At 50.7% G+C, this 19591-nt stretch carries 16 protein-coding genes; 14 read left to right on the top strand and 2 right to left on the bottom strand.

The genetic code is table 11. The annotated features are described in order from the left end of the window. Positions 1–68: 68 nt before the first annotated feature. The 9 genes from ACTHUR_RS07315 (at position 69) to nagZ (ending at position 13158) form a co-directional block, all read left to right on the top strand. Entirely contained in the window at positions 69–2006 is a 1938-nt protein-coding gene (locus ACTHUR_RS07315) for a MacB family efflux pump subunit (protein WP_070695414.1), read from the top strand. Positions 2007–2069: 63 nt separating this feature from the next. Next, entirely contained in the window at positions 2070–3452 is a 1383-nt protein-coding gene (locus tag ACTHUR_RS07310) for a TolC family protein (protein WP_039862103.1), read from the top strand. 111 nt (positions 3453–3563) lie between these two features. Then, positions 3564–4430, top strand: a complete 867-nt coding sequence (locus ACTHUR_RS07305) for a DUF808 domain-containing protein (protein WP_049344865.1) — start codon at positions 3564–3566, stop codon at positions 4428–4430. A gap of 55 nt (positions 4431–4485) precedes the next feature. Next, on the top strand, positions 4486–6033 hold the full coding sequence (lnt, locus tag ACTHUR_RS07300) for an apolipoprotein N-acyltransferase (protein ID WP_004519692.1): 1548 nt from the start codon (positions 4486–4488) through the stop codon (positions 6031–6033). A gap of 279 nt (positions 6034–6312) precedes the next feature. Next, complete coding sequence (rpoH, locus tag ACTHUR_RS07295; RefSeq protein WP_004519690.1) at positions 6313–7176, top strand: RNA polymerase sigma factor RpoH; 864 nt, start codon at positions 6313–6315, stop codon at positions 7174–7176. A gap of 147 nt (positions 7177–7323) precedes the next feature. Further along, a complete protein-coding gene (gene hemA / locus ACTHUR_RS07290) occupies positions 7324–8577 on the top strand; it encodes a glutamyl-tRNA reductase (RefSeq protein WP_003684306.1) in 1254 nt (417 codons plus the stop codon). Between the two features lie 245 nt (positions 8578–8822). Further along, entirely contained in the window at positions 8823–10322 is a 1500-nt protein-coding gene (locus ACTHUR_RS07285) for a DegQ family serine endoprotease (protein ID WP_004519688.1), read from the top strand. A 132-nt stretch (positions 10323–10454) separates the two neighbouring features. Next, entirely contained in the window at positions 10455–11975 is a 1521-nt protein-coding gene (locus ACTHUR_RS07280) for a Na+/H+ antiporter NhaC family protein (RefSeq protein ID WP_004519687.1), read from the top strand. 97 nt (positions 11976–12072) lie between these two features. Next, positions 12073–13158, top strand: a complete 1086-nt coding sequence (gene nagZ / locus ACTHUR_RS07275) for a beta-N-acetylhexosaminidase (protein WP_039862102.1) — start codon at positions 12073–12075, stop codon at positions 13156–13158. A gap of 79 nt (positions 13159–13237) precedes the next feature. Here nagZ and ACTHUR_RS07270 read toward each other — a convergent pair whose 3' ends face one another. Continuing rightward, the gene (locus tag ACTHUR_RS07270; protein ID WP_049344868.1) at positions 13238–13984 is read right to left on the bottom strand and encodes an amino acid ABC transporter permease; all 747 of its coding nucleotides are present in this window, start codon (positions 13982–13984) and stop codon (positions 13238–13240) included. 327 nt (positions 13985–14311) lie between these two features. Between ACTHUR_RS07270 and trhP the strand changes: the two genes are divergently transcribed. After that, positions 14312–15667, top strand: a complete 1356-nt coding sequence (gene trhP / locus ACTHUR_RS07265) for a prephenate-dependent tRNA uridine(34) hydroxylase TrhP (protein WP_004519683.1) — start codon at positions 14312–14314, stop codon at positions 15665–15667. A gap of 67 nt (positions 15668–15734) precedes the next feature. On the opposite strand, the gene hemC is transcribed toward trhP, so the two are convergent. Then, positions 15735–16664, bottom strand: a complete 930-nt coding sequence (gene hemC, locus ACTHUR_RS07260) for a hydroxymethylbilane synthase (RefSeq protein ID WP_107848928.1) — start codon at positions 16662–16664, stop codon at positions 15735–15737. A 118-nt stretch (positions 16665–16782) separates the two neighbouring features. Here hemC and ybeY point away from each other — a divergent pair, with 118 nt between their 5' ends. From ybeY to ACTHUR_RS07240, 4 genes are read left to right on the top strand one after another with little or no spacing between them, the layout of a single operon-like run. Next, the gene (gene ybeY, locus ACTHUR_RS07255) at positions 16783–17298 is read left to right on the top strand and encodes an rRNA maturation RNase YbeY (RefSeq protein WP_049344870.1); all 516 of its coding nucleotides are present in this window, start codon (positions 16783–16785) and stop codon (positions 17296–17298) included. A gap of 1 nt (position 17299) precedes the next feature. Then, positions 17300–18142, top strand: coding sequence for an HlyC/CorC family transporter (locus ACTHUR_RS07250; protein ID WP_049344871.1), 843 nt, complete (start codon positions 17300–17302; stop codon positions 18140–18142). After that, positions 18139–18876 (top strand): methionine ABC transporter ATP-binding protein, encoded by a 738-nt coding sequence (locus tag ACTHUR_RS07245; protein WP_049322796.1) that lies wholly within the window; start codon positions 18139–18141, stop codon positions 18874–18876. Before ACTHUR_RS07250 ends, ACTHUR_RS07245 begins: the two co-directional genes overlap by 4 nt. A 1-nt stretch (position 18877) precedes the next feature. Continuing rightward, positions 18878–19564, top strand: a complete 687-nt coding sequence (locus ACTHUR_RS07240) for a methionine ABC transporter permease (RefSeq protein WP_070587440.1) — start codon at positions 18878–18880, stop codon at positions 19562–19564. The last annotated feature ends 27 nt before the right edge of the window (positions 19565–19591 follow it).

The raw sequence follows: 19591 nt of genomic DNA, 5'->3' as shown, positions 1-19591 counted from the left end.
TCTGAAAGGTTTGGCTGTGTTTCAGACGGCCTTAGTTCCTGTATTTCTATTTTTCGCCCGGAAAGATTATGAGTTTAATCGAATGTAAGAATATCAACCGTTTTTTCGGTAGCGGTGAAAACCGTGTACACGTATTGAAAGATGTCAGCCTTTCTATTGAGAAAGGCGACTTTGTAGCGATTATCGGACAGTCCGGCTCAGGCAAATCGACGCTGATGAATATTTTGGGTTGTCTGGATACCGCCACTTCCGGCTCTTATCAAATCGACGGCATCGAAACATCGCAAATGCAGCCGGATGAGCTGGCGGCTTTGCGCCGTGAGCGTTTCGGCTTTATTTTCCAGCGTTACAACCTGTTAAGCTCGCTGACCGCCCGGGACAACGTCGCCCTGCCTGCCGTGTATATGGGCATGGACAGCAAAGAGCGTGCGGAACGTGCGGAAAAACTGTTGGGCGATTTGGGTTTGCAAAATAAAGAAGGCAACAAACCCAGCGAACTTTCCGGCGGTCAGCAACAGCGTGTTTCGATTGCCCGCGCGTTGATGAACGGCGGCGAAATCATCTTTGCCGACGAGCCGACCGGCGCATTGGATACCGCCAGCGGTAAAAACGTGATGGAAATCATCCACAAGCTGCACGAAGACGGGCATACCGTGATTATGGTTACCCACGATCCGGGCATTGCGGCAAACGCAAACCGCGTCATCGAAATCCGCGACGGTCAGATTATTTCGGATACGTCTAAAAATCCTGATATTCCGCCAAGCAAAGTGGAGAGGATTAAAGAAAAAGCTTCTTGGTCGTTTTATTACGATCAATTTATGGAAGCATTCAAAATGTCTGTGCAGGCAATTATGGCGCACAAAATGCGTTCGCTGCTGACCATGCTGGGGATTATCATCGGTATCGCTTCGGTGGTATCGGTAGTGGCATTGGGTAATGGCTCGCAACAAAAAATCTTGGAAGACATCAACTCGATGGGCACAAACACCATCAGCATCTTCCCCGGCCGTGGTTTTGGCGACCGCCGCAGCGGACGGATCAAGACACTGACGATTAATGACGCAAAAGCCATCAGCCAACAAAGTTACGTCGCCTCCGCCACCCCTCAAACCAACTCCAGCGGCACCTTAACCTACCGTAACACCGACCTGACCGCCTCGCTTTACGGCGTAGGCGAACAATATTTCGACGTGCGCGGTTTGAAATTGGAAGAAGGCCGTCTGTTTGATGATGACGATGTAAAAACCGATGACCAAGTCGTCGTCATCGACCAAAACACCAAAACCAAACTCTTCGGCGAAGGTGTCAATCCTTTAGGCAAAACCATCCTTTTCAAAAAACGCCCGTTAACCGTCATCGGCATTATGAAAAAGGATGACAACTCATTTGGCAATTCCGACTCGCTGATGCTTTGGTCGCCTTATACAACGGTCATGCACCAAATTACCGGCGAAAGCTATACCAACTCCATCGTTGTCAAAATCAAAGACGATGCCAACACACAGGTTGCCGAAAAAAGCCTGACCGAGCTGCTGAAAGCACGCCACGGTACAGAAGACTTCTTTATGAACAACAGCGACAGCATCAAAGAAATGGTGGAAAGCACAACCGGCACCATGACGCTGCTGATTTCTTCCATCGCGGTCATCTCTTTGGTGGTCGGCGGTATCGGCGTGATGAACATCATGCTGGTCTCCGTTACCGAGCGCACCAAAGAAATCGGCGTTCGCATGGCAATCGGCGCACGCCGCAACAATATTTTGCAACAGTTCCTGATTGAGGCCGTCTTAATCTGTATCATCGGCGGCCTGTCCGGCGTATTGCTGTCCGCAAGCATCAGCCTGGTGTTCAACTATTTTGTTACCGACTTCCCAATGAGCATTTCCATGACTTCCGTCATCGGCGCAGTCGTCTGCTCCACCGCCATCGGCGTCGCGTTCGGCTTTATGCCTGCCAACAAGGCTTCCAAGCTCAACCCGATTGATGCGCTGGCTCAGGATTGATTATGTTTCAGACGGCCTATTATTTTAGGGCCGTCTGAAATGCTGTTACCCGAAAGATTTTTTATGAAGACGAAACCTTTTTCCCAAGCAGCCTTATCATTGGCTGTTGCCCTTGCCCTAAGTGCGTGCGCCGCGCCTAAAGCCAATCCGAACCTGACGCTGGAAGCGACCGGCCAAGTCATGAGCGCGGCGGAAACTGCCGAACGCTACGATGTAAACGGCAACTGGTGGGAAATCTACCAAAGCCAGCAGCTCAATGCGCTGATGGAGCAGGCGCTGGCGAACAATGTCGATTTGAAACAGGCCGCCATCAGCGTCAACAAAGCTTTGTATCAAGCCAATATTTTGGGCGCGGATTTGGTGCCTTCGTTCAGCGGATCGTTGGGCGCGAACGCTTCTAAAAACCTGAAAACCGGCAGCCATGGCAATACCTTCAGCAGCCAGCTTGGTTTGAGCTACGAATTGGATTTGTGGCGCAAACTCAGTGCCACTGCCGATGCGCAGGTATGGGAATACCAAGCCACGCATGAAGACATGGCCAATACACGCCTGACTTTGATTAATAATGTCGCCGATGCGTATTTCAATATCTCCTACCTGAACGAAGCCATCGAGTTGGCGAAAAAATCGCTGAAGCAATACCAGGAAATCAACCGCATTGCGAATGCCAAGTTCCACTACGGCCGAGCCGACTCAAGCCAGCCGACCCAAGCCAAACAGTCATTGCTGAGCGCAGAAAACAGCCTGTTGTCTTTGCAAAACAATTTGGATACGCAAAAACAGGTTTTGCGTAATTTATTGAATTTAAGGCCGTCTGAAAACATGGCCGCCGATCCGGCACAATTCCGCCTGCTGCCGGTCAAAGGCGTGAACTTGGACGTACCGATTACCGTTTTAGCCAACCGCCCCGACCTGCGCGCCGCCGAATACCGCCTGCAGGCGTCGCAGCAATCGGTCAACGCGCAAAAACGCAGTTGGTATCCGTCGATTACTTTGGGCGCAAGTTTGAGTACGTCTTCCGATAAAGCGAAAAGCACGTTCAATATCCCTATGTTAGGCGGATCGGCCACCATCAATCTGCCTTTCCTTAATTGGCAGATCATGAAATGGAAAGACAAAACCGTACAAGCGGAGATGGACAGTGCCAAGCTGAATTTTGAAAAAGCCCTGACTACCGCGCTCAACGAGGTCAACACCAATTACCTTGCCTACAAAAACGCGCAGGCCAGCCTTGCCAATCAAGAACAGCGTTATCAGTTGGACAAGAAAAACAGCCATTACTATCAAGTACGCTACCAACACGGTAAAAACGAGCTGAAAGACTGGCTGGAGGCTTTGAATTCGGAATACAGCTCGGCGCAAAACCTACTGAACCAACGCTATGAAGCCTTGAAATACGAAAATATGGTGTATAAAGCCATGGCTGGACGTTATACGCCGAAATAGCATTTTCAGACGGCCTTTGGTTAATTTCCGTCAAAGGCCGTCTGAAACCATTCAAGCAACTGAATTTTCATATATAATCGCGCGTTTATTTGATTTTATCCGGACAACATTATGGCCTTCGCCTCTCTCTTTACGCTTTTGGACGACATTACCGCCGTTTTGGACGACGTAGCGATGATGACCAAAGTCGCCGCAAAAAAAACCGCCGGCGTGGTCGGTGACGATTTGGCGCTCAACGCCAATCAGGTAACCGGCGTATCCGCCGAGCGCGAATTGCCGATTATTTGGGCGGTGGCAAAAGGCTCTCTGGTCAATAAGCTGATTCTGGTGCCGCTTGCACTGTTGCTTTCCGCTTTCCTGCCAGCGCTGATTACGCCCTTGTTGATGATCGGCGGTGTTTATTTGTGTTTTGAAGGCGTGGAAAAACTGTTGCACAAATTCTTGCACCGCAATGAACACGAAGACGGACACGATGCCGAGCCTGAAGTCACAGACGAAAAAACAAAAGTGAAAGGCGCGGTCCGCACAGATTTCATCCTCTCCGCCGAAATTATTATTATCGCGCTGGGCGTTGTTGAAAAATATGACCTGATGACGCGTTCTTTGGTTATGGCCGCCATCGGTGTCGGCATGACGGCATTGGTCTATGGTTTGGTCGGCATTATCGTCAAACTTGACGACCTCGGCATGATGTTGATGCGCCAAAAAAGCGTTGCTGTGCAAGGTATCGGACGCAGTTTGATTTCATTTATGCCTTGGTTTATGCGTGGCTTGAGCATTGTCGGCACGCTGGCGATGTTCTTGGTTGGCGGCGGACTGATCACCCACAACCTTGGCTTTTTGCACGATTTCCTCCACGCACAGCATTGGGACAGCGGCATGATGGAACATATCGCCAACTTGGTGGTCGGAGTAGCCGCCGGTGCATTGGCTTGCGCAATCGTCCTGCCTGCAATGAAATTGTTTCAAAAAGACTGATTTTGTTTCCCTGCCGTCTGAAAACTTTTCAGACGGCCTCAATACCATTTAAAGCATGAATATTTTCCGTAAACTCGAACAATATTGGCAACATCCGCTGCTTTACTGGCCGCTGGTCATCTTGATTGCCGCCGCGACACCGTTCACTTTCGCCCCGTATTATCATTTCTGGCTGATGCCGCTGTTGTTTGGCGCGCTGATACGCCTGATTGAATTGCGTCCACGCTTTGCCGTCATGACTGCCTATCTGTTCGGATTAATCGGTTATACGGCGCAGTTTTATTGGATACACACTGCCTTGCATGATGTTTCGGGTTTGCCGGATTCATACGCCATCCCCCTCACCTTCCTGCTGCCGGCATTTCTTGCGCTTTATCCGGCCATCTGTTTTTGGGTGTGGAGAAAATGCAACCTGTCGCGCTGGGCCAAAACCGGCCTCCTGCTGCCGATTTTGTGGACGCTGGCAGAATTTGCCCGCGAACGTTTCCTGACTGGATTCGGCTGGGGTGCAATCGGCTATTCCCAAATCATCAAAGACAGCCCGTTGGCAGGCTTCGCGCCTTTGGGCGGCATTCATATGGTCACGCTGGCAACCGCTTTTCTCAGCGCATGGCTGGTGTTGCTGATTGACAACCACGGCCGTCTGAAACACCGCCTCCTGCCCTTATTCCTTATCGTTGCACTCTGCTCCGTCGGCTACATTTCCCAACAAACCGAATACACCCGCCCTGACGGCAGCACCAGCACGGTTGCCCTGATTCAAGGCAATATCGAGCAAAATCTGAAATGGAAAGAAGAGCAAATCATCCCAACCATTCAGAAATACTACGAACAAATCAGCAAAACCAGTGCTGACATCGTCATCCTGCCCGAGACCGCCCTGCCACTGATGCGCCAAGACCTGCCCGAAGGCATCTTGGAACAATTCGCCGAGCAAGCGCAAAGCAACGGCAGCGCGTTGGCCATCGGTATCAGCCAATATACGCCCGACGGCAACGGCTACGAAAATGCAGTCATCAATTTGAGCGACTATCACAACAGCACTTCCGATACCATCCCCTACTACGCCAAGAACCACCTCGTTCCATTTGGCGAATACAAGCCCTTGCCCACCATTACCGAGCGCCTCTATAAAATGATGGATATGCCTTTGGCCGACTTTCAAAAAGGCGGCGACAACCAAGCGCCTTTGGTGATGAAAGATCAAAAAGTCGCCTTCAATATCTGCTATGAAGACGGTTTCGGCGACGAACTCATTGCAACGGCGAAACGCTCCACCTTGCTTGCCAACATCAGCAATATGGCGTGGTATGGCAAGTCCAATGCCATGTACCAGCAGCTTCAACAGTCCCAAGCGCGTGCAATGGAACTGGGCCGCTACATGGTTCGCGCCACCAATACCGGCGCGACCGCCATTATTTCCCCTAAAGGTACGATTGTTGCCGAAGCCCAACCGGATACAGAAACCGTCCTCGAAGGCCACGTTAAAGGCTATATCGGCGAAACGCCTTATATGAAAGCAGGCGGCTCAACATGGCTTATCAGCATTTTGGCCGTTATCGGCGTATTCCTTATCCTGATTGGCCGGAAAAAACCAGAATAAAAAATTTTTAAGACCTTGTTATACAAGGTCTTTTTTATCACCAAAACTATTTACATACAGAAATGTTTGTAATATACTTAGCCAAAACCTAGCAAATCACTCAAATTTTCTAAGACAATCAACCCTTGCGATTCAAGCAGTAAAAACTATTGGATCTATCGTTAATTTACAGAAAAAATCCAACCCATAACAAAACAAACCACAGGCAGTGTTATACTGCTTGTCACACAATAAACAAAAAGCCGTTTTCAGACGGCCCAATCAAGGAGAGTATCCTTTATGAATAAAGCTTTTGCATTACCCGTTATCCACAGCGGCAACGGTAGCCTCGAGCAATACATTCATACTGTCAACAGCATTCCCATGCTGACTGCCGAAGAAGAAACACAACTGGCCGAACGTCAACAAAAAGGCGATCTCAACGCCGCCAAACAGCTTATTCTGTCTCATCTTCGCGTCGTCGTATCCATTGCACGCGGTTACGACGGCTACGGCCTCAACCAAGCCGACCTGATTCAAGAAGGTAATATCGGCCTGATGAAAGCCGTCAAACGCTACGAACCGAGCCGCGGCGCGCGCCTGTTTTCGTTTGCCGTGCATTGGATTAAAGCCGAAATCCATGAATTCATTTTGCGCAACTGGCGTTTGGTCCGCGTTGCCACAACCAAACCGCAACGCAAACTGTTCTTCAATCTGCGCAGCATGCGTAAAAACCTGAATGCCTTGTCTCCAAAAGAAGCGCAAGAAATCGCCGACGATTTGGGCGTCAAATTGTCCGAAGTCTTGGAAATGGAACAACGCATGACCGGTCACGATATCGGCATCATGGCAGAAAACAACGATGACGAAGACAACTTCGCCCCTATCGACTGGTTGGCCGATCACGATGCAGAGCCTAGCCGCCAGTTGTCCAAACAAGCCCACTACGCCCTGCAAACCGAAGGTCTGCAAAACGCCTTGGCACAACTGGACGACCGCAGCCGCCGTATCGTTGAAAGCCGCTGGTTGCAAGACGATGGCGGTTTGACCCTGCACGAATTGGCTGCCGAATACGGCGTATCTGCCGAACGCATCCGCCAAATCGAAGCCAAAGCTATGCAAAAACTGCGCGGTTTCTTGGCAGAAGAAGCTGAAGCCGTTTAAGCCTTTCTTGATAAAAGGCCGTCTGAATCTTTTCAGACGGCCTTTTCGATGGCAAACCTCATTGCATCTTCTCCCCCAACACATTCATTTTAAAGCCCACTTAAGCTATAATACCCACCACACACACTACCCAGTCATACCATAACCATGCAACTTACCGTCGTCGGACTCAATCACCAAACCGCGCCCTTGAGCATACGCGAAAAACTGGCATTTGCAGCTGCAAATCTGCCGGATGCCGTGTCCAACCTCGCGCGTAGTGAGGCGGCGGAAGAAGCAGTCATTCTTTCTACCTGCAACCGCACCGAGCTTTACTGCGTCGGCGAAACCGAAAAAATCATCGACTGGTTGGCACAATATCACGACCTGCCTGCCGAAGAAATCCGCCCTTACCTCTATACCTTAGATAATAATGAAACCGTCCGCCACGCCTTCCGCGTCGCCTGCGGTTTAGATTCCATGGTCTTGGGCGAACCGCAAATTCTCGGTCAAATCAAAGATGCCGTCCGCGTTGCGCAAGAACAGGAAAGCATCAACACCCACTTAAACGCCCTGTTTCAAAAAACCTTTGCCGTTGCCAAAGAAGTGCGTACCGACACTGCTGTCGGCGAAAACTCCGTCTCCATGGCTTCTGCATCGGTCAAAATGGCAGAGCAAATCTTCCCTTCCATTTCTGATCTGAACGTCCTTTTTATCGGCGCAGGCGAAATGATTGAGCTGGTGGCTACTTATTTTGCCGCCAAAAATCCCAAGCTCATTACCGTTGCCAACCGCACACACCAGCGCGCGCAGGAATTGTGCGACAAACTCGGTGTCAACGCCGAAGCTTGCCTGCTGAACGAATTGCCCGATATTCTTCACGATTACGACGTGGTTGTTTCTTCCACTGCCAGCCAACTCCCACTCGTCGGCAAAGGCATGGTCGAACGCGCATTGAAAAAACGCCACAACATGCCTGTTTTCCTGCTGGATTTGGCTGTTCCGCGCGATATCGAAGCCGAAGTCGGCGAATTGGAAGACGCATATCTCTATACCGTAGACGACATGATGGACATTGTCCAAAGCGGTAAAGATGCGCGCAAAAAAGCAGCGGCGGCGGCTGAAAGCATGGTGGAAGAAAAAGTCAGCGAATTTATCCGCCTACAGAAAAACCGCCAAAGCGTTCCGCTTATCCGCGCCTTGCGCGACGAAGGTGAACGTGCACGCCGCCAAGTATTGGAAAATGCCATGAAGCAACTGGCAAAAGGCGTATCCGCCGAGGATGTCCTCGAACGCCTCTCCATTCAGTTGACCAACAAACTGCTCCACTCTCCGACACGCACGCTCAATAAAGCTGGCTCGGACAACAGCGAATTAATCGATGCCGTGGCACAGATCTACCATTTGGATCAACACGACTGACCACAATTTAAAGGCCGTCTGAAAAAAGCGAACCGACCGACAGGTCATATTCAAAAGTTTTCAGACGGCCTTAAAACAATAAAATCCCAATTATCATTTTTTCATTTAAAATGAAATGCTTGAAAAAAAACCGTTAAAGTGTAAAAATCCTACCTTATACATTTAAACAGCATTCAAACAATAAAACTGCCTGCCGATTCAAACGCATGCCGACAATACGATAGGCACCGGCAAAAGGAACTTTCGTGCATATTAAAACAAACACATATCTGGCCCTTGCTGTCCTCTCAGCTTCCCTTCTTTCAGGTTGCGACAAAGTCAGCACCTTTTTCGACAAAGACGAAAACAAAGAACTCGTTCAACGTATTGAAACCAATACCGATGACGGAAAAGTCGGTATGTTGTTGCCCGACTTCGCCCAACTGGTGCAAAACGAAGGACAGGCCGTCGTCAATATTCAAGCGACACCGGCAAAACGCTCTGCGACACCGGATGACGACCACAGCATGGACCTGAGCCAATTTCCCGACAACGATCCGTTTTACGAGTTCTTCAAACGCCTTGTTCCCAATATGCCAGACATGCCGCAAGAAGATACCGAAAGCGACGATCTGAATTTCGGCTCCGGCTTCATCATCAGCAAAGACGGCTATATCCTGACCAATACCCACGTGGTTGCTGGCATGGGCAATATCAAAGTCCTGCTCAACGACAAACGCGAATACACGGCCAAACTGGTCGGCTCAGACGCCCAATCCGACGTTGCCCTCTTAAAAATTGAGCCGCAAGAAGACTTGCCGGTTGTCAAAATCGGCAATCCGAAAGATTTGAAACCGGGCGAATGGGTAGCCGCCATCGGCGCACCTTTCGGCTTTGACAACAGCGTAACTTCAGGCATCGTCTCCGCTAAAGGCCGCAGCCTGCCGAATGAAAACTACACGCCGTTCATCCAAACCGACGTTGCCATCAACCCCGGCAACTCAGGCGGCCCGTTATTCAACCTCCGCGGCCAAGTAGTCGGCATCAACTCGCAAATTTACAGCCGAAGCGGCGGTTTCATGGGCATTTCGTTTGCCATTCCGATTGATGTTGCCATGAATGTGGCCGATCAATTAAAAGCCAACGGCAAAGTCCAACGCGGTCAATTAGGCGTGGTTATCCAAGAAGTTTCTTACGATTTGGCCAAATCTTTCGGTTTGGACAAAGCAAGCGGCGCGCTGATTGCCAAAATCATGCCGAACAGCGCAGCGCAACAAGCCGGGTTGCAAGTCGGCGATATTGTCCGCAGCGTAAACGGAGAAGAAGTCCGTGCCTCCAGCGACTTGCCGGTCATGGTCGGCTCGATGATGCCGGGCAAAGAAGTGACTTTGAGCATTTGGCGCGGCGGCAAACAAACCGATGTCAAAGTCAAACTTGGCAGCGCAGCCGAACAAACGGAAACTTCTGCAAAAGAAGCCGAACACCCGCAACACGAAGGCGGCCATGACGGATTTACCGTTGAAAATGCAGGCCTAACTTTGCAGGTTGAAAACGCAGACGGCAAACAACGCTTAATCGTTCTGCGCGTTAGCGGTGCGGCCGAACGTGCCGGCCTCAAACGCGGCGACGAAATTATTGCCGTCAGCCAAATCAGCGTCAATGACGAATCCACTTTCCGTAGCGCATTGGAAAGCGCAGGCAAAAACGTACCGCTTTTGGTACAACGCGAAGGCAATACTTTGTTCCTCGCGCTAAATCTGCAATAGCAAGATTTTCAGACGGCATGATGATGCGTTAAATGATAAAATACCCATCTGTCAGAGGCGGTGGGTATTTTGTTATCCGTCTTCCAGTTTAGGCCGTCTGAAAATATTTCACCGCTTATATACAATATAATTATGCAACTTATTAATTATTCGAATTCTATTTTATCCATTATTCCTGCAGCCATCGCGCTTGCCCTGGCCATTGCCACGCGTCGTGTATTGCTGTCCTTGGGTGTCGGCATTATCGTCGGCTCATTCCTGCTGGTAGGCGGTAATCCGCTTGATGCCTTGGTTCACTTGAAAGACATGGCCGTCAGCCTGACTTGGGCGGACGGCGATTGGTCTTTGGGCAAACCCAAAATCCTGCTCTTCTTAGTGCTTTTGGGGATTTTCACTTCCCTGCTGACGCATTCAGGCAGTAACCAAGCATTTGCCGATTGGGCAAAACAGCACATCAAAGGCCGCCGTGGTGCGAAGCTGCTGACTGCCTGCCTGGTATTCGTTACCTTTATTGACGACTATTTCCACAGCCTTGCCGTCGGCGCGATTGCCCGCCCTGTAACCGACAAATTCAAAGTTTCCCGCGCCAAACTGGCTTATATCCTTGACTCCACTGCCGCGCCGATGTGCGTTTTGATGCCTGTATCCAGCTGGGGGGCATCGATTATTGCTACTTTGGCAGGCCTTTTGGTGACTTACAACATCACAGACTACACACCAATGGGCGCATTCGTGGCCATGAGCCTGATGAATTACTACGCCGTCTTCGCATTGATTATGGTGTTTGTCGTGGCCTGGTTCTCCTTCGACATCGGCTCCATGGCCCGTTTGGAACGCGCCGCTTTGAATGAAATTCATGATGAAACCGTTGAAACAGGCCATCCCAACGGTCGCGTATTCGCTCTGATTGTGCCGGTTTTGGTACTGATCGTCGCCACTGTTTCCGCCATGATTTACACTGGCGCACAAGCTTCTGAAACCTTCTCTTTGCTCAGCGCATTTGAAAATACCGATGTAAACACTTCCCTCGTATTCGGCGGCACCTGCGGCGTATTGGCCGTCATCCTCTGCACCATCGGCACCATCAAAACCGGCGATTACCCTAAAGCCATTTGGCAGGGCATCATCTCTATGCGCGGTGCCATTACCATCTTAATTTTGGCATGGATCATCAGCACCGTTGTCAGCGAGATGCACACCGGCGAATACCTCTCCACTTTGGTGGCAGGCAATATCCACGCAGGCTTCCTACCCGTGATTTTGTTTATGCTCGCAGGCGTGATGGCCTTCGCTACCGGCACAAGCTGGGGCACATTCGGCATCATGTTGCCGATTGCCGCCGCCATGGCCGTCAAAGTCGAACCTTCGCTGATTATCCCTTGCATGTCTGCCGTAATGGCCGGTGCCGTATTTGGCGACCACTGCTCGCCAATTTCCGATACCACTATCCTCTCTTCTACCGGCGCACACTGTAACCACATCGACCACGTTACCTCGCAATTCCCTTATGCGCTGACCGTAGCCGCATCTGCTGCCACAGGCTACCTCGCACTGGGCATGACCGGCTCTGCGCCTTTAGGTTTTGTGGTAACCGGCATCGTGATGGTTGTGTTGGTTTTCATCTTAAAAGACAAGAAAAAAGCAACTGCCTAATTCAAAACCAATATTCAGACGGCCTGAGATATTCTTACACTCTCAGGCCGTCTGAACATAACGATTATCCAATAGATACATTATTCAGGACAAAACAATGAATACGCCTCATCTTCCACGCGGCCCAGTCATGGCCGACGTCGCTGCCTATCATCTGACCGAAGAAGAAAAACAACGCCTGCTCGACCCTGCCGTCGGTGGCGTTATTTTGTTCCGCCGCAACTTTGAAAACGTTTCCCAGCTCAAAGCTTTGGTTCAAGAAATCAAAGCCGTCCGTACACCTGAACTTATCATCGCCGTCGACCACGAAGGCGGACGGGTTCAACGTTTTATTGACGGCTTCACCCGCCTGCCTGCCATGAATGTATTGGGCGAAATTTGGGATAACGAAGGCCAAGAAGCCGCCTGTACCCAAGCAGAACAAGTCGGCTGGGTTTTGGCAACCGAACTCTCCGCCTGCGGTATCGACCTATCCTTTACGCCTGTATTGGATTTGGACTGGGGTCAATGCGCCGTCATCGGCAACCGCAGTTTCCACCGCGACGCCAACATCGTTACCCAGCTTGCCCTTGCCCTGCAAAAAGGTCTGAACAAAGGCGGCATGAAATCTTGCGGCAAACACTTCCCCGGCCACGGCTTTGTCGAAGGCGACAGCCATCACGTCCTGCCTTGCGACGAACGCAGCCGAGAAGAGCTAGAAGCCGCAGACCTTATCCCCTTCCGAGCATTGAGCCAAGCAGGCATGGCCGCAGTCATGCCTGCCCACGTCGTATACCCGCAAACCGACAGCCAACCTGCCGGCTTCTCCGAAAAATGGCTGAAACAAATCCTGCGCCAAGAAATCGGATTTAACGGCGTTATCTTTTCAGACGACCTGACCATGGAAGGCGCATGCGGTGTCGGCGGTATTAAAGAACGCGCCCGCCTTTCTTTTGAAGCAGGCTGCGATATTGTACTGGTGTGCAACCGTCCCGATTTGGTAGATGAATTGCGAGACGGTTTCCACGCACCGGCAAACGCCGACTTGGCAGCGCGTTGGCAATACATGGCCAACACATTGACCGTACAAGAAGCCGCCGACATCATGGCAACCGAAGCATTCCAAGCCGCCCAACAAGCAACTGCCAAACTGGCAACGCCAAAAGACATCGCTGGCGGTGTCAAAGTCGGTGAAGCATTCTGATTCAAGGCCGTCTGAAACATTGACAGCAAATAAAAAAAGGAAGACTTGAAAAAGTCTTCCTTTTTTTGATTTAAAGCGATTAGCGGTGTTGCGGATTGTAACGGTTTTCCAATCGCAGGAATACCCAACCCAAAAAGCTTGTCAGCACCAAATAAATCAGCGCAATTGTATAAAGCGGCTCTTCATAGACAGAATAGCGGCCGGTAATCGTGCTTTGTACATAAGCCAACTCTGCCACGCCAATGACGGAAAGCAATGAGCTGTCTTTCAACAACGTAATAAACTCACTGGCCAATGGCGGCAACATACGGCGCAAAGCTTGCGGCAAAATCACATAACGCATCGCCTGAGTATAGGTCAGCCCCAAAGAACGCGCAGCTTCCATTTGGCCTTTATCAATCGATTGAATACCGGCACGGAAAATTTCACAAATATACGCACCCGAGTTCGCAACCAAAGCCAAAGAACCGGCAATCAGCGCACCATAAGAACGGCGCAGATCAACAGCTGCTTCGCCGCTAATCAGCACACCGTCGGCCGGGTGAACGAAAAATGGGAACCAAACATAAGCCCAAATCACAATTTGTACAAACAATGGCGTACCGCGGAACAGCGTAACATACCAAAAAGAAATCTTACGCAACACCCAAGCCAAGGCACGCATCGGCACACCGGCTTTTTCCGGATTGATCAAACGCGCCAATGCCAACAGCAAACCCAAAACCGAGCCACCTGCCGTTGCAACCACCGTCAGTCCCAGCGTTGTCAACACGCCGTATAAAAACATCCAGCGGTATTCATAAATAATGTCAAAACGAAAATCCATAAACCTTCCGTCGGTCAAAATCGGTAACTAATCCGAATATTTTTTAAAATGAAGCTTGATATTTTACAAGAAAATACATTGCTTGAACGGTTTTTTGTTAAATTATTCCGCCCAACCCTGCTTTTTTTACATTTCTAATAAATTAAAGCCCCTTTTCACCTTTGCCCATATAGGACATTTTCCGTATAAAAAACAAAGCGCAAACCCGACACAAAATTGACCGAAACACAAAAACAGCGGATAATCCGCCCATTCTTCAAACATCTTTCAGACGGCCTTCCCTCTTTCCTTAAGGGCCGTCTGAAAACATTTTAAAAAGCATAAAACATGAAAGTACCCGAACTCTTATTGCCTGCAGGCGGCCTCGAACGCATGCGCGCCGCCTACGATTACGGCGCAGATGCCGTTTACGCCGGCAGCCCGCGTTACTCCCTGCGCGCCCGCAACAACGAATTTGCCAAACTCGACGTCCTCGAGCAAGGCATTAAAGAAGCGCACGAGCGCAACAAAAAATTCTTCCTGACCGTCAATACGCTGCCGCACAACTCCAAACTCAAAACCTTTGTTTCCGATATGGAGCCCTTGATTGCCATGAAACCCGACGCGTTGATTATGGCGGATCCGGGTTTGATTATGACTGTGCGCGAAAAATGGCCGGAAATGCCGATTCACCTGTCCGTACAGGCAAACACCACCAACTACTGGGGCGTGAAATTCTGGCAAAACATCGGCGTTGAGCGCATTATTCTGTCGCGCGAATTGAGCATGGAAGAAATCGCCGAAATCCGCCAAGAATGCCCCGACATCGAACTCGAAGTCTTCATTCACGGCGCATTGTGTATCGCCTACTCCGGCCGCTGCCTGCTCTCCGGCTATTTCAACCATCGCGACCCCAACCAAGGCACCTGCACCAACTCCTGCCGTTGGGACTACAAGGTTCACAACGCCACTGAAAGCGATGCAGGCGACGCCCAACTTCTGCAAGGTTTCAACTTTGAAAAAGCTCAAGAAGAAGCCAACCAAAACTTTGAAGGCATCAATGGTCAAAAACGCCATCCCTACGCCGACAAAGTTTTCCTGATTGAAGAGTCCAACCGCCCGGGCGAAATGATGCCGATTATGGAAGATGAACACGGCACCTACATCATGAACTCCAAAGACCTTCGCGGCATTGAAGTGGTTGAGAAACTGGCAAAAATTGGTGTGGACAGCCTCAAAGTCGAAGGCCGTACCAAATCGCTCTATTATGTTGCACGCGTGGCCCAGTCCTACCGCAAAGCGATTGACGATGCCGTTGCAGGCCGTCCGTTTGATTACAGCCTGTTGAGCGAACTCGAAGGCCTCGCCAACCGTGGCTACACCAGCGGCTTCCTCGAACGCCACCAAACTCAAGACTACCAAAACTACCTCAGCGGCCATTCCACCGCCAAACAAAGCCAATACGTCGGCCACGTTACCGAAATTGATGAAAACGGCTGGGCGACAATCGAAGTTAAAAACCGCTTCGCTGTCGGCGATTCACTCGAAATCATCCACCCGAGCGGCAACCAAACCATCAAATTGGAACAAATGACCCGCAAAGGCCAGCCTGTCGATGTTGCCCCAGGCAACGGCATTCAGGTCAAAATCCCGAATATGCAAGGCAAAGAAAAAGCTTTGGTTGCGCGGATTATGAATCCTTAAGCATCAAAAAATAAAGGCCGTCTGAAAGTTTCAGACGGCCTTTTAAATGATCTATGCTGTTTTAAGCCTATTCTTGCAATACGGCAGCAATCAATTCTTCCGCACCATCATCTGCCAGTTTTTTGGCGACTGCACGACCCAAGGCATCGGCGTATTCGGCAGGGGCTTGCGCATCCGCCTGCAAAATTACCGAACCGTCAGGATGACCGACCAAGCCGCGCAAGGTCAGCAAGCCGTTTTCTTCAGTGCAATATGCGGCCAGCGGCACTTGGCAACTTCCACCCAAAGCGCGCGCCAACGCACGTTCGGCCGTAACGCAGGCGTGTGTGGTATCGTGGTTCAAAGGCTTTAAGACTTCGTACAAATCTTCGCGATGCGCTGCAATTTCAATACCCAATGCGCCTTGTCCGGCGGCAGGCAGACTGTCGGATTCCGACAAAATCATGCGGATGCGTTCGTCCAATTCCAGACGCTGCAAACCGGCGGCAGCCAAAATAATCGCGTCGTATTCGCCGTTATCGAGTTTGGACAAACGGGTTTGCACATTGCCGCGCAAAGGTTTGATAACCAAATGCGGATAGCGCACGCGCAACTGGGCTTCGCGGCGCAGGCTGGATGTGCCGACGACAGCGCCTTTGGGCATTTCTTCCAAACGCGCGTATTGGTTGGACACAAATGCGTCAAACGGATTGGCGCGTTCGCCGATGGCCGCAAGCGTAAAACCTTCAGGTAAATCCATCGGCACGTCTTTAATCGAATGCACGGCCAAGTCGGCCCGGCCGTCATACAAAGCCTGCTCCAACTCTTTGACAAACAAGCCTTTACCGCCGACTTTTGACAAAGTTCTGTCCAAAATCTGGTCGCCGCGCGTGGTCATGCCCAAAATCTCGACTTCGCAATCGGGATACAGGGCTTTCAGACGGCCTTGGATGTGTTTTGCCTGCCACATGGCAAGCAGGCTTTCGCGACTGGCGATAACGAGTTTTTTCGGGTTCATAATGGTTGCCTGAAAGATGGAAAACGGCATGAAGTCTATCATATTTTGGGCGTTTTTTCAGACGGCATGGGGGTGAATATGTTATATTTACGCCTAAAAACCAAATTTTCCGGACAACATGAAACGCGCCAAGAAATATCCTTTTTTATCCTTACAGCGGCAACGTTTTCATCTGAGCTTTGAAAACGCTTCTTCCGCCGCCAACCTTCCGTCAGAGAACGACTTCTACCGCTGGGCGTGGTCGGCCTTGAAAAATGAATACCGCCGCGCAGACATCAGCCTGATTCTTCTGGACGAAGAAGAAGCCCGCGCCTACAACCGCGACTACCGCGGCAAGGATTACGCCACCAATGTATTGAGTTTCGCGCTCAACGAAGGCGAAATCCTGCCCGACCAGTTTTCAGACGGCTTGTATGGCGATTTGGTAATTTGTCCGCAAGTGGTTTTGAAAGAGGCCGCCGAACAAGGCAAAACACCTGAGCAGCATTTTGCCCACCTGACCATACACGGTACTTTACACCTGATGGGCTACGACCACATCGAAGACAATGAAGCCGAAATAATGGAAGCCGAAGAAATCCGCCTGATGCTGGCGGCAGGCTTCCCCAACCCCTACCAAGAGGACGAATATTAAAATGGACGGTACGCAGTCGAAACCCAAGTTTTTCGAACGCCTAATCTCCCGACTTGCCGGCGAGCCTGATTCCGCCGAAGACGTATTGACCCTGCTGCGCCAAGCGCACGAGCAGGAAGTTTTTGATGCCGACACACTGACCCGGCTGGAAAAAGTATTGGACTTTGCCGAGCTGGAAGTGCGCGATGCCATGATTACGCGCAGCCGCATGAACGTATTGAAAGAAAACGACAGCATCGAGCGCATCACGGCCTACATCATCGAAACCGCCCATTCGCGTTTCCCCGTCATCGGCGAAGACAAAGACGAAGTTTTGGGCATTTTGCACGCCAAAGACCTGCTCAAATATATGTTCAACCCCGAGCAGTTCCACCTGAAATCCGTCTTGCGCCCTGCCGTTTTCGTCCCCGAAGGCAAATCACTGGCCTCCCTTTTAAAAGAATTCCGCGAACAACGCAACCACATGGCGATTGTCATTGACGAATACGGCGGTACATCCGGCCTGGTAACCTTTGAAGACATCATCGAGCAAATCGTCGGCGACATCGAAGACGAATTTGATGAAGACGACAGCGCCGACAATATCCACGCCGTTTCTTCCGAACGCTGGCGCATCCACGCTGCCACCGAAATCAAAGACATCAACACCTTCTTCGGTACGGAATACAGCAGCGAAGAAGCCGATACCATCGGTGGCCTGGTCATTCAAGAATTGGGACACCTGCCCGTACGCGGCGAAAAAGTCATCATCGGCAGCCTGCAATTTACCGTCGCACGCGCCGACAACCGCCGTCTGCACACCCTGATGGCCACACGAATTAAAGAAAACACGGATAAACCATGATTATTCTGGATCACGTCTCCAAACACTATCAAACACGCGACAACAAAGACTTTGTCGCCGTCGAGCCGACCAGCCTCGAAATCAAACAGGGTGAAATCTTTGGCTTGATGGGCTATTCCGGCGCAGGCAAATCCACCCTGCTGCGCCTGATTAACTTATTGGAACGTCCGGATACAGGTACCGTCAGCGTGTGCGGCCAAGAGCTGACCGCACTCAACGCCACGCAACTGCGCCACGCCCGACAAAACATCGGCATGGTATTCCAACAGTTCAACCTATTGAGCAACCGTACCGTTGCCGAAAACGTCGCCTTCCCTTTAGAAATTGCCAAATGGCCGTCTAAAAAAATCCAAGCGCGTGTTGAAGAATGTTTGGAAATTGTCGACTTGCAAGACCGTGCCAACCATTACCCGTCCCAACTTTCCGGCGGTCAAAAACAACGTGTCGGCATTGCCCGTGCGCTGGCGCCGCAACCTCAAGTCATCCTCGCCGACGAACCCACTTCCGCCCTCGACCCCGCCACTACGCGCAGCGTTTTGAAATGTTTGGAAGACATCAACCGACGTTTCAACGTAACCATCGTCATCGTTACCCACGAAATGAGCGTTATCCGCCGCCTGTGCGACCGTGCCGCCCTCTTGGATAAAGGCCGTCTGCTGGAAATCGTTGAAGTACACGGCAACCAAATCCATGCCCAATCCAAAATCGGGCAAGAGCTGATTCGAGAGGACTAATATGGCAGATTTAACATTTGAAAGTGCTGTTGAGACCATCGTCAGCATGAAGGGCGAAATTATCCAAGCCTTGGGCGAAACCTTTATTATGGTCGGCCTATCGACTACTTTCGCCGTTATCTTCGGTACGATTTTGGGCGTATTGCTGTTTGTGACGTCAAGCCATCAGTTGCACTACAACAAACAGCTGAATTTGTTTTTGGACAACCTGGTCAACCTGATGCGCGCATTCCCTTTCGTCATCCTGATGATTGCCATGATTCCTGTTACACGCGCCATCATCGGCACGACCATCGGCCCGGTTGCCGCCTCATTGGTATTGAGCGTATCCGGCCTATTCTACTTCGCCCGTCTGGTTGAGCAAAACCTGCGCGAAGTACCCAGAGGCGTAATTGAAGCGGCCTCCGCAATGGGTGCCTCACCCATGAGCATCATCTGCAAAGTGCTTTTGAATGAAGCGCGCGCAGGTATGGTTTCCAGCATTACCGTACTGGCTATTGGCCTTTTGTCGTACAGCGCGGCGGCAGGTATGATTGGCGGCGGCGGTTTGGGCGACCTTGCTATCCGTTACGGCTACTACCGCTATCAAATGGAAGTCATCATCTTCATCGTTGCCATCCTGGTTTTACTCGTTATCCTGATTCAAGGTATCGGCAACAGATTGGCGCGCAAACTGGATAAACGTTAAACAAACCAGGCCGTCTGAAATGGACTT

It is taken from the genome of Neisseria sp. P0021.S007 (assembly GCF_051956855.1).
Note: the sequence above shows the minus strand (reverse complement) of the source record. Positions and strands in the feature narration are given on the sequence as shown.